18 protein-coding genes and 2 tRNA genes are annotated in these 19207 nt (G+C 39.2%); 4 read left to right on the forward strand and 16 right to left on the reverse strand.

Annotation, left to right across the window (positions count from 1 at the left end):
* Positions 1-213: 213 nt before the first annotated feature.
* The 10 genes from infB to rlmE all read right to left on the reverse strand — a co-directional run bounded on the left by infB (position 214) and on the right by rlmE (position 10868).
* Positions 214-2904, reverse strand: a complete 2691-nt coding sequence (infB, locus tag H1X92_RS01220; RefSeq protein WP_180558502.1) for a translation initiation factor IF-2 — start codon at positions 2902-2904, stop codon at positions 214-216.
* A 21-nt stretch (positions 2905-2925) separates the two neighbouring features.
* The gene (gene nusA / locus H1X92_RS01225) at positions 2926-4440 is read right to left on the reverse strand and encodes a transcription termination factor NusA (protein WP_180558503.1); all 1515 of its coding nucleotides are present in this window, start codon (positions 4438-4440) and stop codon (positions 2926-2928) included.
* A 23-nt stretch (positions 4441-4463) separates the two neighbouring features.
* Positions 4464-4916: a ribosome maturation factor RimP gene (rimP, locus tag H1X92_RS01230; RefSeq protein ID WP_180558504.1), complete on the reverse strand. Its 453-nt coding sequence runs from the start codon at positions 4914-4916 to the stop codon at positions 4464-4466.
* A 191-nt stretch (positions 4917-5107) separates the two neighbouring features.
* Positions 5108-5184, reverse strand: a tRNA-Met gene (locus tag H1X92_RS01235).
* 59 nt (positions 5185-5243) lie between these two features.
* Positions 5244-5333: transfer RNA gene (locus tag H1X92_RS01240), tRNA-Leu, on the reverse strand.
* Between the two features lie 56 nt (positions 5334-5389).
* On the reverse strand, positions 5390-5728 hold the full coding sequence (gene secG / locus H1X92_RS01245) for a preprotein translocase subunit SecG (RefSeq protein WP_180558505.1): 339 nt from the start codon (positions 5726-5728) through the stop codon (positions 5390-5392).
* 241 nt (positions 5729-5969) lie between these two features.
* A complete protein-coding gene (gene glmM / locus H1X92_RS01250) occupies positions 5970-7307 on the reverse strand; it encodes a phosphoglucosamine mutase (RefSeq protein WP_180558506.1) in 1338 nt (445 codons plus the stop codon).
* A complete protein-coding gene (gene folP / locus H1X92_RS01255) occupies positions 7300-8148 on the reverse strand; it encodes a dihydropteroate synthase (protein WP_180558507.1) in 849 nt (282 codons plus the stop codon). The genes glmM and folP overlap by 8 nt, the downstream gene beginning before the upstream one ends.
* A gap of 84 nt (positions 8149-8232) precedes the next feature.
* Positions 8233-10179, reverse strand: a complete 1947-nt coding sequence (gene ftsH, locus H1X92_RS01260) for an ATP-dependent zinc metalloprotease FtsH (RefSeq protein WP_180558508.1) — start codon at positions 10177-10179, stop codon at positions 8233-8235.
* Positions 10180-10238: 59 nt separating this feature from the next.
* Complete coding sequence (gene rlmE / locus H1X92_RS01265; protein ID WP_180558509.1) at positions 10239-10868, reverse strand: 23S rRNA (uridine(2552)-2'-O)-methyltransferase RlmE; 630 nt, start codon at positions 10866-10868, stop codon at positions 10239-10241.
* Between the two features lie 133 nt (positions 10869-11001).
* Here rlmE and yhbY point away from each other — a divergent pair, with 133 nt between their 5' ends.
* Positions 11002-11295: a ribosome assembly RNA-binding protein YhbY gene (yhbY, locus tag H1X92_RS01270; protein ID WP_180558510.1), complete on the forward strand. Its 294-nt coding sequence runs from the start codon at positions 11002-11004 to the stop codon at positions 11293-11295.
* 113 nt (positions 11296-11408) lie between these two features.
* On the opposite strand, the gene greA is transcribed toward yhbY, so the two are convergent.
* Positions 11409-11885 carry a transcription elongation factor GreA gene (greA, locus tag H1X92_RS01275; protein ID WP_026821834.1) on the reverse strand — a complete coding sequence of 159 codons (477 nt, stop codon included), beginning with the start codon at positions 11883-11885 and terminating at the stop codon, positions 11409-11411.
* A gap of 281 nt (positions 11886-12166) precedes the next feature.
* On the opposite strand from greA, the gene dacB reads away from it, so the two are divergent.
* Positions 12167-13597 (forward strand): serine-type D-Ala-D-Ala carboxypeptidase, encoded by a 1431-nt coding sequence (gene dacB, locus H1X92_RS01280; protein WP_370520600.1) that lies wholly within the window; start codon positions 12167-12169, stop codon positions 13595-13597.
* 50 nt (positions 13598-13647) lie between these two features.
* Here the strand turns inward: dacB and cgtA are convergent, their stop codons facing one another.
* From cgtA to rplU, 3 genes are all read right to left on the reverse strand, one after another.
* Positions 13648-14814, reverse strand: coding sequence for an Obg family GTPase CgtA (cgtA, locus tag H1X92_RS01285; protein ID WP_180558512.1), 1167 nt, complete (start codon positions 14812-14814; stop codon positions 13648-13650).
* 133 nt (positions 14815-14947) lie between these two features.
* Positions 14948-15205, reverse strand: a complete 258-nt coding sequence (rpmA, locus tag H1X92_RS01290; protein WP_180558513.1) for a 50S ribosomal protein L27 — start codon at positions 15203-15205, stop codon at positions 14948-14950.
* A gap of 19 nt (positions 15206-15224) precedes the next feature.
* Complete coding sequence (gene rplU, locus H1X92_RS01295) at positions 15225-15533, reverse strand: 50S ribosomal protein L21 (protein ID WP_026821838.1); 309 nt, start codon at positions 15531-15533, stop codon at positions 15225-15227.
* 275 nt (positions 15534-15808) lie between these two features.
* On the opposite strand from rplU, the gene ispB reads away from it, so the two are divergent.
* Positions 15809-16780 carry an octaprenyl diphosphate synthase gene (gene ispB / locus H1X92_RS01300; RefSeq protein WP_180558514.1) on the forward strand — a complete coding sequence of 324 codons (972 nt, stop codon included), beginning with the start codon at positions 15809-15811 and terminating at the stop codon, positions 16778-16780.
* Between the two features lie 21 nt (positions 16781-16801).
* Here ispB and H1X92_RS01305 read toward each other — a convergent pair whose 3' ends face one another.
* Entirely contained in the window at positions 16802-17194 is a 393-nt protein-coding gene (locus tag H1X92_RS01305) for a DNA-binding protein (protein WP_032114378.1), read from the reverse strand.
* A gap of 568 nt (positions 17195-17762) precedes the next feature.
* On the opposite strand from H1X92_RS01305, the gene H1X92_RS01310 reads away from it, so the two are divergent.
* Positions 17763-18038, forward strand: a complete 276-nt coding sequence (locus H1X92_RS01310; protein ID WP_180558515.1) for a helix-turn-helix domain-containing protein — start codon at positions 17763-17765, stop codon at positions 18036-18038.
* A 58-nt stretch (positions 18039-18096) separates the two neighbouring features.
* Here the strand turns inward: H1X92_RS01310 and mdh are convergent, their stop codons facing one another.
* Positions 18097-19035 carry a malate dehydrogenase gene (gene mdh, locus H1X92_RS01315; RefSeq protein ID WP_180558516.1) on the reverse strand — a complete coding sequence of 313 codons (939 nt, stop codon included), beginning with the start codon at positions 19033-19035 and terminating at the stop codon, positions 18097-18099.
* Between the last annotated feature and the right edge of the window lie 172 nt (positions 19036-19207).

Genomic DNA, 19207 nt, shown 5'->3' on the forward strand with positions numbered 1-19207 from the left:
ATATATCAGAAAAATAAAATTCAATAGTTATATCTATTTGATTTTTATATAAAATAAATAATAACTGTTAAACATTATTTATCATCATAAGAATTAATGCCACCGCAACTTTCGATAACCAATATGCACTATTTGAATGCTTATCTATAACTCTTTAGTTAAAAGGCCATAACTGATGTTATGGCCTTTTAATAAGCAACAGTAAAGGAGGTATTAATTATCAATAGAACGTTTCACTTCAATGACTTCAAATACCTCTATCATATCACCAACACGGACATCATTGTAATTCTTCACACCAATACCACATTCCATACCATTGCGAACTTCGTTAACATCATCTTTAAAGCGACGTAATGATTCTAATTCACCTTCATAAATAACCACATTATCCCGTAATACACGGATAGGGTTATTACGCTTAATTATACCTTCAACAACCATACAACCAGCAATTGCACCAAATTTAGGTGATTTAAAGACATCACGCACTTCCGCTAAGCCGATAATTTGCTGTTTATATTCAGGCGCCAACATACCACTCATCGCCTGTTTGATCTCATCAATAAGACTATAAATAACAGAGTAATAGCGCAGATCTAAATTTTCACTTTCAACGATACGTCTTGCTGCAGCATCGGCGCGGACATTAAAGCCAATGATAATCGCATTAGAAGCAGCAGCCAATGTAACATCCGTTTCTGTAATACCACCAACACCTGAACCAATAATTTTTACTTTCACTTCATCAGTTGACAGTTTTTGCAACGAATCAATTATAGCTTCACAACTACCTTGTACATCGGTTTTTAATACAATATTTAACTCAGAAATCTTACCATCTTCCATGTCAGCAAACATGTTTTCTAGTTTTGACTTCTGCTGGCGTGCCAATTTCACTTCCCGGAATTTACCTTGACGATAAAGTGCAACCTCACGCGCTTTCTTTTCATCACGGACAACCGTTGCTTCATCACCTGCTGAAGGTACATTTGATAAGCCCAGAATTTCAACCGGAATTGATGGCCCTGCAGACTGAATATCTTCACCTAATTCATTACGCATTGCACGAATACGGCCATACTCAAAACCACATAGGACAATATCACCTTTATTAAGAGTGCCTTCCTGAACTAAAATAGTCGCAACCGAACCACGCCCCTTATCCAAATAAGACTCGATAACAACACCACTTGCCATGCCGGTACGAACCGCTTTGAGTTCTAATACTTCAGCTTGCAATAAGATAGCTTCTAATAATTCATCAATACCTGTCCCTTTTTTGGCAGATACATTGATAAATTGGTTTTCACCACCCCACTCTTCAGCCACTATACCATATTGAGATAGCTCATTTTTAACGCGATCAGGATCAGCTTCGTGTTTATCAATTTTATTAACTGCAACAACAACGGGAACATTAGCGGCCTTAGCATGCTGAATAGCTTCTATCGTCTGGGGCATCACACCATCATCCGCTGCAACGACCAAAACAACAATATCAGTTGCTTTAGCACCACGAGCACGCATCGAAGTAAATGCAGCATGCCCTGGTGTATCTAAAAAGGTAATCATGCCTTTATCTGTTTCAACATGATAAGCACCTATGTGCTGTGTGATCCCGCCAGCTTCACCCGATGCCACTTTAGTCGAACGAATATAGTCAAGTAATGACGTTTTACCATGGTCAACATGCCCCATGATCGTTACAACTGGTGCTCGTGGTTCTGCGATTGCTTCACCAGTATCACGATCACTTAAAATTGCTTCTTCCAACTCATTTTCACGACGCAAGATGACTTTATGCCCCATCTCTTCTGCCACAAGTTGCGCTGTTTCTTGATCAACCACCTGATTGATGGTCACCATGGCGCCCATTTTCATCATAGTCTTGACAACTTGGGAGCCTTTGACTGCCATCTTATTTGCTAATTCAGCAACCGAGATGGTTTCGCCAATAACAACATCACGGTTAATAACCGCAACTGGTTTTGTGAAACTTTGCTGTAATGAACTGGTTTTCTTCTGTTTACCTTTAGTTTTATTCGTACGACCAACCGCTCGCTCTTCTTCGCGATCAGCTTTCTCAGAATGTTTATTATTTTTTTTCTGCCGAGTAGCCTTTCCGCCTCGATTTCGGGCGCGACGGCCTTCTTCTTGGGCATCATTTTCGTCTTCTGCTTCACGAGCATGACGAGAAGTCGTGGTATGATAATCTACATTATCTTCTACTTCATCAGCACTACTCCAACTATTGGAGTTTTCCTCTGCCATACGTCGAGCTTCTTCAGCAACTCGTTTAGCTTCAGCTTCTACCTTACGTCGCATCTCTTCTTCAGCTTTCCGCTTGAGCTCTGCTGCTTCAGCTTCGCGACGCTGTTTTTCCGTATAAGTAGCCGAATCTTGATTCGATTTAGCCGTTTTTTGATTATTTTTACTTTGTTTCACTTTCTCTTTTTCCGCTGCTTCGCGCTTGGCTTTTTCAGCTGCTTCACGTTTCGCTTTTTTCTCTTCGGCTTCACGTTTTGCTTTTTTTTCTGCTTCGCGCTTTGCTTGCTCTTCAGCTTCATGCTTCACTTGCTCTTCAGCTTTCGTTTTTTCCAATGCATCGCGGTCAACATATGTGCGCTTTTTACGGACTTCAATATTGACTGATTTACTTTTTCCGCCCGTACTCGGAACACTTAGAGTGCTGCGAGTTTTTCGCTGTAGTGTTAATTTGCCAGTCTGGTTACCTGTAGTCCCATCTTCACGATTTAAGTATGCAAGTAAAGTTTCTTTTTCATTTTGAGTAACAGCGTCATTTTCAGTTTTCTTTATCCCGGCATCAGCAAACTGCTGTACCAGGCGTTCAACTGAAGTTTGAATCTCTGCTGCCAATGATTTTACAGTTTCATCTGCCATTCTGTTCCTTCCTGCTACAAATTATTTTGGATCGTTGCCAAACCAGCAAATATTGCGCGCAGCCATAATAATTTCACCAGCCTGTTCATCATTCAGCCCTTCTTCAATATCTCTCAGATCGTCGATCCCCTGTTCGGCAAGATCTTCCAATGTACAAATACCATGAGCAGCTAGGTTCATTGCTAAAGCATGATTCATACCTGGTAGATTTAACAGATCCTCAGTTGGCTGATTATCCCCCATACTCTCTTTTTGAGCCAATTCTAATGTCGTCAGCGCCGCTTTCGCTCTTTCACGCAAAACTTCAATCGTTGTCTCATCAAGACCTTCAATTTCTAATAGTTCGTTGATTGGTACATAAGCTAATTCTTCTAATGTAGAAAAACCCTCTTCAACGAGAGCAGTAGCGAATTCTTCATCAATATCAAGATGCTTAACAAAAGAATTAATAGATGCATGTGCCTCTGCTTGATGTTTAGCTTCAAGTTCTTCTGCAGTCATGACATTTAATTCCCATCTGTCATCTCCACGATGTTTTTTTAGTAATTGAGAAGCTAAGCGAACATTTTGTCCATTACGACCAATTGCCTGAGCCAAATTACTACTCTCAACGGCAACATCCATCGTACATTTATCTTCATCAACGACAATAGAAGCCACATCAGCTGGCGCCATCGCATTAATCACAAATTGTGCAGGATTATCATCCCACAGAACAATATCAATACGCTCACCACCAAGTTCACTTGATATTGCTTGCACCCTTGCACCACGCATGCCAACACAGGCGCCTACTGGATCAATACGTTTATCATTCGTTTTTACGGCAATTTTTGCCCGCGAGCCTGGGTCACGGGCAGCAGCTTTAATTTCAATAATTTCTTCACCAATTTCAGGTACTTCTATGCGAAATAATTCCACTAACATTTCAGGACGAGAACGACTAACAAATAGCTGAGCCCCACGCGCTTCTGGACGTACATCATATAATACACCACGCACACGGTCACCTGGACGAAAGTTTTCACGTGGTAACATATCTTCCCGCAAAATTACCGCTTCGGCATTATTTCCTAAATCTAATGTAATATTTTCACGATTTACTTTTTTTACTACCCCGGTAATGATTTCACCTTGCTGCTCACGAAATTGTTCGACAACCATCGCTCTCTCAGCTTCACGTACCTTTTGAACAATAACCTGTTTTGCAGTTTGAGTAGTAATGCGGTCAAACGTAACAGACTCTATTTGATCCTCTACATAATCGCCTAATTTAATCTCTGAGTCTTCAAATTTTGCCGCATCTAAGGTAATTTCACGTGTTGGCTGCGTTACTTCTTCAACTACTAACCAACGCCGAAATGTATCAAAATCTCCCGTTTTACGATCAATATTAACGCGAACATCAATCTCTTGTTCATATTTTTTCTTAGTAGCTGTTGCTAATGCGGTTTCAAGCGCTTCAAAGATTTTTTCGCGAGGAAGAGATTTTTCATTAGAAACCGCTTCCACAACAGCCAGAATTTCTTTATTCATCCTAGTTGCCTCATTGAACTTTATTAAAAGTGGGGTACCAGGTTAGCTTTCTGGATGTTTTTTAGTGCAAACACTTCGTCCTTGCCATCCACAGTAACCGTAATCATTTCGTCATTAACAGCTTTAATTATACCTTGCCATTTACGACGGTTATGCATTGCTATTCTTAATATTAAATTCACTTCTTTACCAATAAAACGCTGATAGTGTGCAACAGTAAAGAGTGGACGCTCAAGTCCTGGTGAAGATATCTCCAGGTTATAGAGCACTGAGATCGGATCTTCAACATCCAGTACTGCACTGACCTGGTGGCTAACATCGGCACAATCATCAACAGTAACACCATGTTCATTATCAATATAAACGCGTAATGTCGAAACACGTGCTCGAATAAACTCCAGCCCAACAAATTCAAAACCTAACGCTTCTACCGGCACTGAAATCATCGATGTTAATTTTTGCTCTAATGTGGACAAACCCCACCCCCAGACATAAAAAAAGGGCTAAAAGCCCAGTAATTCTGTTTTAAATAACAAAAAACCCCGAAACCCGGGGCTTTATGCAACTGGACCCTATACACTGCCAGTAGGTTTAACCCCTGACTCAGCACTCTTCCAAACGAAAAATAATTCAACGAGACGCCTGAAATAGATCATATGCTAAGAAGTGGTTGCGGGAGCCGGATTTGAACCGACGACCTTCGGGTTATGAGCCCGACGAGCTACCAAGCTGCTCCATCCCGCGTTCGAAAACTTCGCAAATTTTACGCTGATAATATACGAAACGCAAGTTATCTTTTAAAATGGTGCCGAGGACGGGACTTGAACCCGTACGCCTGTTTTATAGGCACTACCACCTCAAGGTAGCGTGTATACCAATTTCACCACCTCGGCACACCAGTAAGACAATTTTTTGCCAAAACCGCCTCACTACACAAACTGTTGTTTAATTAATGAGGAATATCACTTGTTGGTGCAACAGGCGCGGTAGGTACTCCAACTGGTTTCTCAACTTTAACCGGTTCACCAATGTTTTCCCATTTGCTTCCAGTCACACTTTTATTGGAAGTTAAATTCCCTAAAATTAAACTGATAACAAAGAATAATGTTGCAAAGATAGCCGTCATCCGCGTCATAAAATTACCTGACCCTGATGAACCAAATAATGTTGCAGAAGCGCCAGCACCGAATGAAGCTCCCATATCAGCACCTTTCCCTTGTTGCCGCATGACCATAGCAATCAGCACAATTGAGACTAACAAAAAGATAACCAAAAGGGTTATGTACATAGCTAACTACCTATTTAACAATAAAGTTTGGGAAAACCTATCTATTGCAGCTCGCTCCTTACGTCGTTACTCTAAGGAGCGGTTTTGAATACTAACCAAAGCTTAGCTGACAAGCAAGATTATTTTTATTTCATTGTACTATTTGTAGAAAAAAACAACAAAAGTCGTTACCTGAAGTCAGCGGGTAAAAAATAACACAATACTTATACAACCATATGATTTTTTCTAAAAATATTATGATCTATTTTACTTGCTTAACCACTTCGGCAATACGATTAGCCATTGCAGTAACCTGTTTTTCATTCTCACCTTCTACCATAATACGAATTAAAGGCTCGGTTCCTGATTTACGTAATAAAACCCGTCCTCTACCTGCTAGGTCATTTTCCACTTGTTTTACCACATTTAAAACATCTTCTGTAACCAATGGATTATGGCTACCAGAAAAACGCACATTTACCAATACTTGAGGCATCAATTTCACCTCTCGGCAAAGATCATAAAGACTGGTATTATTACGGATCATGGCACTTAGAACTTGTAAACCAGCGATAATACCATCACCTGTTGTTGTTTTATCTAACAATATAATGTGACCTGAATTTTCAGCACCAAGCCGCCATCCTTGTTCTTGTAATTTTTCGAGAACATAACGATCGCCGACTTTTGCCCGGATAAAAGGTATATCCAACTGTTGCAAGGCTAATTCCAATCCCATATTACTCATTAAAGTGCCAACAACACCACCATGCAATTGACCTTGTCGAAGTGCATCACGAGCAATAATATAAAGAATTTGATCGCCATCAATTCTATTGCCCCGATGATCAACCATTATTAGCCGATCACCATCACCATCAAACGCAAGGCCAATATCCGCTTTTTCAGCTACCACACGTTTTTGCAATAGCACGACGTCAGTCGCCCCACAGCCTTGATTAATATTCAGTCCATTTGGTTCACAGCCAATTGCGATGACTTCCGCGCCAAGCTCAGTTAATACATTCGGCGCAATATGATATGTTGCACCATTAGCACAATCTAAAACTATTTTTAAACCACTTAGACTTTGGTCACTCGGAAACGTCCCTTTGCAAAATTCTATATAACGCCCAGCAGCATCAACAATACGACTTGCTCGTCCTAATTCGGCAGACTCTACACAAGTAAGAGGCTTCTCCATCTCAGCTTCTATTGCTTCTTCTACGTCATCAGGTAACTTAGTGCCATCAATCGAAAAGAATTTAATACCATTATCATAATAGGGATTATGAGAAGCAGAAATGACAATACCCGCCTCAGCACGGTATGTGCGTGTTAAATAAGCAATTGCTGGTGTCGGCATAGGACCTGTAAATGCAGCAGATAGTCCAGCTGCTGCAAGACCCGCTTCTAAAGATGACTCCAACATATAACCTGAAATGCGTGTATCTTTACCTATGATTATTTTACGAGAACCATGCCGCGCTAAAACCTTACCCGCTGCCCAACCCAATTTCAAAACAAAATCAGGGGTAATTGGGTTTTCTCCTACTTTGCCACGAATACCATCGGTGCCAAAATATTTGCGCTTACTCATAATCATCTGTTTCCTTTACTGAAAGGGTTGCTTGAACAATATTCATAGCCTGTACAGTTTCTTTTACATCATGCGCACGAATAATCTGTGCTCCCTGCATAGCTGCGATAACAGCGCATGCAATACTGCCAATAAGCCGTTCCTCTAGTGGCACATCTAATAATTCACCAATCATAGATTTACGTGACATACCAACTAGCAGCGGCACTTCTAGAGCATGAAATTCATTCAATTTCGCTAATAATTGATAATTATGCGCCAAATTTTTACCAAAACCGAAACCTGGATCAATAATCAAACGATTTTTCGCAATGCCTGCCGCTTCACAGCGGTCAATTTTATCTGATAAATACTGTTTTACTTCTGCAACCACATTTTTATAAACGGGTGTTTGTTGCATTGTCTTAGGTTGACCTAACATATGCATAATACAGATAGGTAACCCTGTTTCAGCTGCGGCTTCTAATGCACCCGGCTCATGTAACGACCGAACATCATTAATAATATGCGCACCGGCTCTGGCTGCCTCTGTCATGACAACAGCTTTCGATGTATCAACAGAAACCCAAACCTCAAAACGATCAGTTACGGCTTCAATTATTGGGATAACCCGGTCAAGTTCTTGCTGTAAAGTCACTTCACTAGCACCCGGGCGGGTTGATTCACCACCAATATCGATAATTGCCGCACCATGGTCAACCATACTAGCTGCATGCTTGAGCGCATAGTCGTAACGATTGTATATACCACCATCAGAAAAAGAGTCTGGAGTAACATTTAATATTCCCATAACAATAGGACGATTAAGATCAAGCTCTATTTTTCGGGCAGTAATTTTCATAATCACCTTACTCAACCAAACAAAACCCCAGGCTATCCTGGGGTTTTAATTATTAATTCATTTCACATAGAAAACCGATGAGCATTAACGATTCTCTGTGTTACTACCATTATCATTTCCATTCACACTATCTTCACCCTGAGCGGCAGAAATATTCTTTTCTGGCTCGCCTTGTGATGAGGATGTTGCAGTAGGATTACTACTATCATTATCATCCCAGCCAGCTGGCGCTCTAACTGGACGGCGATTCATTAAATCATCTATTTGAGGTGCATCAATGGTTTCATATTTCATTAATGCATCCTTCATCGCATGCAGGATATCCATGTGATCATTCAAAATCTGACGAGCTCGTTTATAATTACGATCAATAATTGCCTTAATCTCTTCATCAATTGCTCGCGCAGTTTCGTCTGACATATGATTCGCCTTAGCAACCGAACGGCCTAGGAAAACCTCACCCTCTTCCTCTGCATAGAGCAATGGCCCTAATTTCTCAGAAAAACCCCATTGCGTCACCATATTACGAGCAAGATTAGTTGCTACTTTAATATCGTTTGAGGCACCAGTAGATACCTTTTCTGAACCGTAAATAATTTCTTCCGCTAACCTACCACCATAAAGGGTGGAAATTTGACTTTCTAGCTTTTGCCGGCTCGCACTAATTTGATCGCCTTCTGGCAAGAAGAATGTAACACCTAACGCACGACCACGCGGGATAATTGTCACTTTGTGAACAGGATCATGCTCTGGAACAATCCGGCCTATAATTGCATGACCAGCCTCATGATAAGCAGTAGATTCTTTTTGTTCTTCTGTCATGACCATAGAGCGACGTTCAGCACCCATCATGATCTTGTCTTTTGCCTTTTCAAATTCCACCATAGTGACAACACGCTTATTGCCGCGCGCCGCAAAAAGGGCAGCTTCATTAACTAAATTAGCTAAATCAGCACCAGAAAAACCAGGGGTGCCTCGTGCCAATACCGAAGCATCAACACTAGGATCTAAAGGTACACGGCGCATATGAACTTTCAAAATCTGTTCACGACCACGTACATCAGGTAGACCCACAACAACCTGCCGATCAAAACGTCCAGGACGCAATAATGCCGGATCTAACACATCGGGACGGTTGGTAGCAGCAATAACAATAATACCTTCATTACCTTCAAATCCATCCATCTCTACCAGCATCTGGTTAAGAGTCTGTTCACGTTCATCGTGCCCTCCTCCCAAACCGGCACCACGTTGGCGGCCAACAGCATCTATTTCGTCAATAAAAATGATACAAGGCGCTGCTTTCTTGGCTTGCTCAAACATATCACGTACGCGAGAAGCACCAACACCAACGAACATTTCTACAAAATCTGAACCGGAGATAGTAAAAAAGGGAACCTTTGCTTCACCAGCAATGGCTTTTGCCAACAAGGTTTTACCTGTTCCCGGTGGTCCTACCATCAAAATTCCCTTAGGAATTTTACCACCTAATTTTTGAAAACGTCCAGGTTCACGCAAATATTCAACTAACTCACCCACTTCTTCTTTCGCTTCATCACAACCGGCAACATCAGCAAAAGTTGTTTTAATTTGATCTTCTGTCAGCATGCGAGCCTTACTCTTACCAAAGGACATAGCACCTTTGCCACCTCCTCCTTGCATCTGACGCATAAAAAAGATCCAAACCCCAATCAGTAATAACATTGGGAACCAGGAAATGAAAATAGTTGCTAAGAAACTTTGCTCTTGAGGTGGTTCACCAATGACGGTGACATGTCTTTCAAGCAAGGTATCCAACAATCTTGGATCCTCTCTCACTGGAATATAAGTCGTATAACGACTGTTATCCGTTTTCTTAACACTAATTTCACGATCAGAAATACGCACTTCACGTATCTGATCCTGAGTTAACTCATTCATAAAGGTAGAATAATCCACCCTGCGACTATTCGAATCGCTAGGACCAAAACTCTGGAATAGAGACATCAGGACTACCGCAATGACTACCCAGAGAATCAGGTTTTTCGCCATGTCACTCAAGGGATGAACCTCTTCATTACAACTATGTTAAATAAATAACGTACAGGGTACTATATTTTGCGTCCTGTCGCTACAATGTACACTTCACGTGAACGTGACCGCGAAGCATCTGGTTTACGAATTTTAACTTTTAAAAATAGAGAGCGAATTTCCCTCAGATATTCATCAAAGCCTTCTCCCTGAAATACTTTAACAATAAAACTTCCGCCGGAAGCCAGTACATCACGACACATATCCAACGCTAGCTCAACCAGATACATGGAGCGAGGAATATCGACTGCAGGGGTCCCACTCATATTGGGAGCCATATCCGACATAACGACCTGGACTTTTTTATCTCCAACGCGTTCAAGCAATGCCTTTAATATCTGCTCATCTCGAAAATCTCCTTGCAAGAAATCAACACCAACGATGGGATCCATTAGCAATAAATCACATGCAATAACCCGCCCCGTCTGGCCAACTTTACTTGCTGCATATTGAGACCAACCGCCAGGCGCTGCACCTAAATCAACAACGGTCATACCAGGTTTAAATATTTTATCACTCTGCTGGATCTCATCCAATTTAAACCATGCGCGTGAGCGAAACCCTTTTTTTTGTGCTTGAAGAACGTATTTATCACTAAAATGTTCCTGCAACCAACGACTAGAGCTTGCTGAACGCTTTTTATTAGCCATTGTTTTTCCAACTATACTTATAAAATAACATCTATCTTTGCCATTTCGATATACCAAAATTATAGAATTTATGGTGATAATTAAAAGATGGCGGTAGAATGTACCGTTTTCAATCCCACTAAAGCAAAAAACAATGACTCTTAATAAAAAGCAAATACAATATCTAAAAAGCCTTGCTCATCATCTAAACCCTGTTGTAATGATAGGTAACAATGGTTTAACTGAAGGTGTTTTAGCTGAAATAGAACAATCTTTTTCATATCATGAACTTATCAAAATCAAAATAGCGAGTGAAGACCGTGAGACCAAAAATTTGATAGCAAACGCTATTGTTAGAGAAACCGATGCTATCAATGTGCAAATTATTGGTAAAATCTTGATACTCTATCGTCCTTCTGAAACACACAAGATTATTTTACCTAAATAAGTCTTCTACATTTATACAAAAATGCCATCTCACTGCAGGGTAAAAAAGGCCATATTGGCCTCTTTTACTTTAAAATTAACTCAAGAATATAACGCTTTAAGATAAAATGAAAATCAAATATATTCCACTTTCAAAATTTCATATTCAACTTCACCGCCAGGGGTGGTGATAACTGCCACATCATCCATAGTCTTACCGATCAAACCTCGTGCTATTGGTGAATTAACAGAAATGAGATTTTCTTTGATATCAGCTTCATCATCACCCACAATACGATAAATCTGATCTTCATTTGTGGTTACATTAAATACCGTGACTGTTGCACCAAATATTACACGACCCTCATTTTTCATTTTTGTTACATCAATAACTTGCGCATGAGACAATTTAGCCTCAATTTCTTGGATACGCCCTTCGCAAAACCCTTGCTGCTCACGCGCTGCATGATATTCTGCATTTTCTTTCAAATCACCATGTTCACGTGCTTCTGCAATAGCAGCAATAATTTCAGGACGGCGGATATTCTTTAAAAATTCTAACTCTTTACGCAACTTTTCTGCGCCACGTACCGTCATTGGAATCTGTTTCATTAATAAATGCCTCTGATTCTTTCCTAAATAAAAATTAAATATCTTCCTGATTTTTCTGTCATTAAAGCAAATTAGCACTTCTGACAAAACAACATTCTAGGCAAACAAAAAAGGGGTAAACCTTGTTAACTATTAATTTGCGACTTTATTATTCTATCATTTAATTAACCATTCTAACGCACACTTAATGCTAGGTCACCGTTTACTTTTTTCTGCATTACACTTTAGTATGTCTATTATGTCTACTTTTATATACTGCACTTATGGCTTTTTTAAAAAAAATGGGAAGATCATATTGGTTATTTAACCTACTTTTCATATTCAATCAGGCGCTATCAGCACCCATTGAAACCTATATCAATTATCTGCCCACAGGCACAAATCTCGCTTTTATCGCGCAAAAAGTGGGGAGTGATACGCCGTTGATCGATTACCATAGCCAACAAATGGCGCTGCCTGCAAGTACTCAAAAAATTATTACCGCATTAGCCGCCTTACTTCAATTAGGTAGCGATTATCAATTTGTCACCTATTTCGAAACCGAAGGAAAAATTATCGGTCATCGTTTAAAAGGTGATTTGGTTGTACGCTTCACTGGTGATCCAACCTTAACACGCCAACAAATTCGCAATATGGTAGCTGAATTAAAGCAGCTAGGCATTGAGCAAATTGATGGCGACTTAATTATTGATATATCAGCCTTCGCTGGCCAAGATAAGGCTCCTGGGTGGGTATGGAATGATATGACACAATGTTTTAGTGCTCCACAAAGCGCTGCGATTATCGATAAAAACTGTTTCTCAGTCACTTTACATAGTGGTCAAAAACCTGGCGATATTGCTTATATCCATACTGCCCCTTTTTACCCTGTTAATATGTTCAGCCAAGTTATTACGCTAGCAAAAGGTTCTACTGATGCACGTTATTGTGCATTAGATGTTATACCAGGAGAACTAAACCGTTATATACTAACTGGTTGCTTAATTCAACGCACTGAACCGTTACCATTAGCATTTGCCATTCAAAATGGCGCAAGCTATGCAGGAGCCATAATAAAAACTAGCCTGACAAATGCCCAGATTGCGATTACTGGGCACATTAAACGGCGCCATATGCCTACCATAGCAGGAAATATCCTAGCTACAACAAAATCTAAGCCATTACATCATTTGCTAACAATAATGTTAAAAAAATCTGATAATATGATAGCTGATGCGATCTTTAGAACCATAGGCCGTGAATATTATGGTGTCCCTGGCACCTGGTCTTCTGGCTCCGATGCTATCCGCCAGATTTTAAAACAAAAAGCCAATATTAACTTAGCTAATACAATTATGGTAGATGGTTCAGGGCTATCTCGTCACAATTTAATTACACCAGCGGCTATGATGTCTATTTTGCAATATATTGCTAAACATGATGGTCAACTAAACTTTATTGCTATGTTACCCTTAGCAGGCCATGACGGCACTCTACGTTATCGTGGCGGCTTAGACAATGCCGGAGTTAATGGTAAGGTCACAGCTAAAACCGGTGCTTTGCAAGGAGTATATAATCTCGTCGGCTTCATTACTGCACAAAGTGGTCAGCGTATCGCTTTCGTACAGTTTATTTCAGCTTATAGCTTACCGCCAGCACAATATAATAGTCGCCGTATTCCACTTGTCCGTTTTGAGGGCCATCTCTACAAAGATCTTTATCGTAATAACTAAAAAAACAAAAGGGTATCTACTCGATACCCGCTAAAAATAATTCGTATTAATTAACGCTTATAAATGAAGTCGATTCCCTCTTCATCGTCTTCATCCCAATCGTCATCATCTAGATCCGTTTTATTATCAAATAGTTGCTCTTTATGATAATCATCCCACATAAATTCAGCTTTATCTGATCCGTTACTATTATCTAGTGATATATTTTGCGGATGGGCTTGCATAAATGTCATAATATCCCAACAAAGTGCTTTAACGCCTAGCTGATTTACCGCAGAAATCTGATAATACTTATCTTGCCATTTTAAAGTTTCAATAATAGCTTTTGCACGATCATTTGCCTCTTCAGTAGTCAAAAGATCAACTTTGTTAAACACTAACCACCGCGGTTTTTGGGCTAACTTTTCACTATATTTTTCCAGTTCGGCATCAATTATTTTGACATTCTCAACCGGATCAGAACCATCAATAGGGCAAATATCAATAAGGTGTAGAAGTATCGTGCAGCGTTCCAAATGCTTTAAGAAACGAATGCCAAGACCTGCACCTTCTGCTGCTCCCTCAATTAAACCAGGAATATCTGCAATAACAAAGCTTTGCTCACTATCCACACGTACTACCCCCAAACTCGGTACCAATGTAGTAAAGGGATAATCAGCAACTTTGGGTTTTGCTGCAGAAACTGAACGAATGAAAGTCGATTTACCTGCATTTGGCATACCTAACATGCCTACATCAGCAAGTAACATCAATTCAAGTAGCAACTCTCTTGTTTCTCCTTTCGTTCCCATCGTTTTTTGACGAGGCGCACGGTTGACTGATGATTTAAATCGAGTATTACCTAAACCATGAAATCCACCTTTTGCAACCATTAAGCGCTGCCCGTGACGCGTCATATCACCGACGATTTCACTGGTTGAAAAATCGCGTATCCGTGTACCAACTGGCACTTTAATGGTGTTATCTTGACCACGTTTACCTGTACAATCACGACTTTGACCATTCTGTCCTCGTTCAGCTCGAAAGATGGTTTCAAATCGATAATCAATTAACGTATTAAGATTTTCATCAGCCAACAGATAGACATCTCCACCATCTCCACCATCTCCACCATCAGGCCCACCCTTAGGAATATATTTTTCACGGCGGAAGCTAACGCAACCATTGCCACCATCGCCAGCTATAACTAATATTTTGGCTTCATCAACAAATTTCATTATCTTTTCTCCGCATACTAGACATTATATGCTAGATGGTAGTTTTACTCAGAGATGGTATTACATAAGGTAATATAAAAAGCCCCGCATATTTGCAGGGCTTTTTTAAACTCTATTTAAAGATCAAAAAAACTTATTCAGCTTCAATACTGACATATTTACGATTTTTTGGTCCTTTAATTTCAAATTTAACTTTTCCGTCAGCCAATGCAAATAGGGTATGATCGCGACCACAACCAACATTAATACCAGCATGGAATTTAGTACCACGCTGACGAACAATAATGCTACCTGCCAATACAGATTCACCACCAAAACGTTTTACACCTAGGCGTTTTGCTTCGGAATCGCGACCATTACGCGTTGAGCCGCCAGCCTTTTTATGTGCCATTAATCTGCTCTCCTAATTCTTAAGCAATACCAGTGATCTTAACATCAGTAAACCACTGACGGTGGCCCTGTTGTTTACGGCTATGTTTACGGCGACGAAATTTAACAATTTTAATTTTCTCACCGCGACCATGCGCAATAACTTCAGCTTTAACTTTGATGCCTTCAACGACAGGCGCACCGATTTTAATATCATCACCGTCGGCGATCATCAATACTTGATCGAACTCAACAGTTTCACCTGTCGCAATGTCTAGCTTTTCCAGGCGAACTGTTTGGCCTTCGCTGACTCGGTGTTGTTTACCACCACTTTGGAAAACCGCGTACATATAAACTCCGCTTAACACACTCCCTTAGCATATTTGATTCAGAGTGCGTTTTATAAATATTCACAATAGGGCGCGAATTCTACGCAAAAAAGCATCAGAAGACAAGCCTAGAATTCAATCTAATAATAAAAAATCTACTTTATAAAGTGTATTTATTCTGTAGCCGTTCATTTGCAATTAATTTTACAGTACAATCGGTGACAGATTAACAGTACAAGATCACATGACTAAATATTATGTTTAGGTAAAACCAAATTGATGTAAGAATTTATAAAATGAATTTAGAATCAATTATCAATCTAACCGCAAAAGACATGGAAGCGGTTAATAAAGCAATCTTGAATCAATTAAATTCAGATGTCTACCTCATTAATCAACTAGGTCACTATATTATCAGTGGTGGCGGAAAAAAAATTCGGCCTATGATTGCTATTCTGGTTGGAAGAGCGCTAGGTTATCAAGGCGAAAAGCACATTAATGTAGCAGCATTGGTTGAATTTATTCATACCGCAACATTACTACATGATGATGTTGTTGATGAGTCAACCTTGCGGCGCGGGAAAAAAACAGCAAATTCTGTTTTCGGTAATGCCGCCAGTGTATTAGTAGGAGACTTTATTTATACCCGCTCATTTCAAATGATGACAGCACTTGATTCAATGCCTGTTTTAAAACTGATGTCTGATGCAACAAATGTCATTGCAGAAGGTGAAGTTTCACAACTAATCAATTGTAATAATCCAGACATCACCGAAAGCATCTATATGCAAGTAATATATAGTAAAACTGCACGCCTATTTGAAGCTGCGACACATGCATCAGCGATTGTATCTGGTGCCAATGAGACCCAGCAACAAGCCTTACGAGATTATGGTCGTTTTCTTGGTACGGCCTTCCAACTGATTGATGATCTTCTAGATTATGACGCGGATAGTACCACTATTGGCAAAAATATCGGCGATGATTTAAATGAGGGAAAGTTAACATTACCGCTACTTCATGCAATGAAAAAAGGCACCGCAGAAGAATCCGCACTTATTCGTAACGCAATAGAAAAAGGTAATGGGCGCCATTTACTTAGTACTATATTAATTACCATGAAACGCTGTGGCTCTCTTGAATATACCCGTGACCGAGCTAGAGAGGAAGCCGATAAAGCAATTAAAACGCTAGATATCTTACCTGACACATCTTATAAGGATGCTCTGATCAGCTTGGCTTGCATTTCCGTGCAACGCCCCTCGTGACAAAAACTTCTTTGGAACAGCTCATCCTGTTCCAGAGTTATCTTCTTCCACTAATATCGCTTCACAACAATTGATATAACCAATTAACTTTTCCAATCCTTCCCGTAAAATAAATTTAATAATTTTTTCACGCTCTTTTTTTGTTAATTGTTTATAAGCTTCGACCCAAATTAAAAAAGCATCTTGTCGTTTTCCTTTGCCGCGATAATCAATAGAGTTATCATTTAGCGATAATACATTAAATACATCTTCAGGCAGACTACTGACATGATATTCAACAGCTTTGCCTTGGACTCCACGTTTTCGACGTTGCTCCCAACCTTCCCTGCGAGCCATTAGGTTGATACCTTGTGGTGATGAAGGCAAACCAACCAATCCAGCGAGTTCTTTCGCGGTATACCATTCTTTTTTCATAATTTTCTCGCATCACTTTTGGTATTAATACATAACCTAATTCTGCAAATCTAATTGTTAAAAATGGTGGCCTTCTTGATTATTTTTTTCTTTTAAAACCCTCCAAATTTCTTAAACATAGAAAAATCATTGAATAAAATTGCAGGGTTATTTCTTTTTTTATCTCTTGCAAATATTGTTCTCCTTTTTACTATCATTATTAACTAATTTTTTTTCTATTAATATCGGACAAATTATTTTATAACTATTAATTTTAAGGAATTAATATGAATTAAAGATTTTTATTTTTTTCACTCTATTATACTGAATTAATATAACTAGAATTAATTATATACACTCCTAATAAATTGAAGAGAACCTCACTATATTTCTTAAAATATCTGTAAAATTTCTCTATTTTTTGCAATCAAGTTCAAAAAAGAGATTTTTAAGAAAAAAATAAGAAACTATTAAAGAAAAAAATGTTATTTTATTTCTAATAACAAGTTCTAGTTCGAAATACATGTGAGAACTATCTGTTATTTATACCACTAATACAGCAATATATTTAATAGAAAAAGGATTAAAAATGATTTCACAGAAATCTGATTGGCATCCTGCGGATATTATTGCAGCGCTAAGAAAACGCGGAACAACATTAGCAGCTATATCAAGACAAGCAGGTTTAAGCTCTTCTACCCTAGCCAATGCTTTATCTCGGCCCTGGCCAAAAAAAGAATGGATAATTGCAAACTTTTTAAACCTTCATCCCTCTGAAATATGGCCTAGCCGTTATTACGATTTCAATACAGGAGAATTATTAGAACGAAATATTCGTCAGCCTACTAATAAAAATAACGAATAAATTATAAAAAAACCGCAGACTCATATCTGCGGTTTATTATTTAATTAAGTTAATAATATTATTTATTAATAAAATTTTCGCCTAATTTAATATCTTTATTGAGTGTCTCTAACATATTTTCCAATTTATTTTTTTCAAAGGTATTCATAATATTTATAGGTAATCTTTCTTCAATACCATTTTTACCTAAACGTATTGGCTGAGCAAAAAAACGCGCATATTCACCATCACCTTCCACATATGCACATTCGATTATATTTTCTTTACCATTTAAAGCGTGTATTAATGATAAACCAAATCGTGCAGCGGCTTGTCCCATAGAAAGTGTTGCGGATCCACCACCGGCTTTTGCTTCTACAACTTCAGTTCCCGCATTTTGGATACGTTTAGTTAGCTCCTCAGCTTCCTGTTCGGTAAAGCTAACTGCTGGAATTTGAGAGAGTAGCGGTAGAATCGTTACGCCAGAATGACCTCCAATAACCGTCACTTCAATTTCTTGCGGTTTTTTACCTTTTAATTCAGCAACAAAAGTGTTAGAACGGATAATATCTAAGGTTGTTACACCAAATAGTCGATTTCTATCATACACACCGGTCTTTTTTAATACCTCTGCTGCTATCGGAACCGTGGTATTGACCGGATTAGTAATAATACCAATTAACGCCTTTGGACAGCTCTGAGCAACTTTTTCAATCAGACTACGTACGATACCGGCATTTATATTAAACAAATCTGAACGATCCATTCCCGGTTTCCTGGCAACACCTGCCGAAATTAATACTACATCAGCACCGTCAAGTGCAGGTGTTGGATCTTCACCAGCAAAACCAATTACTTTTACATCCGTTGGAATATGGCTTAAATCTTTGGCAACACCAGGGGTCACAGGAGCAATATCATAAAGAGAAAGCTCTGAGCCTGATGGAAGCTGGTTTTTAAGAAGAAGTGCAAGCGCTTGACCAATACCACCTGCTGCCCCAAGAATAGCTAATTTCATGCTGATACTCCTTTAAATGATGACACTTCGAAATAGCTTAAAACTTTCAATCTATTACATACATTATTCATATGACAGTCTATTAATTACGATTAATTGTTGTTAATAGATAAGTCCGATAAATTTTTTGCTTTCATTTTAAATAAAATCCTTATCGACTAATGCGATAAGG

Origin of the sequence: Arsenophonus endosymbiont of Apis mellifera (assembly GCF_903968575.1) — a bacterium.
In the GTDB taxonomy this organism is placed as follows: Bacteria; Pseudomonadota; Gammaproteobacteria; order Enterobacterales; family Enterobacteriaceae; genus Arsenophonus; species Arsenophonus apicola.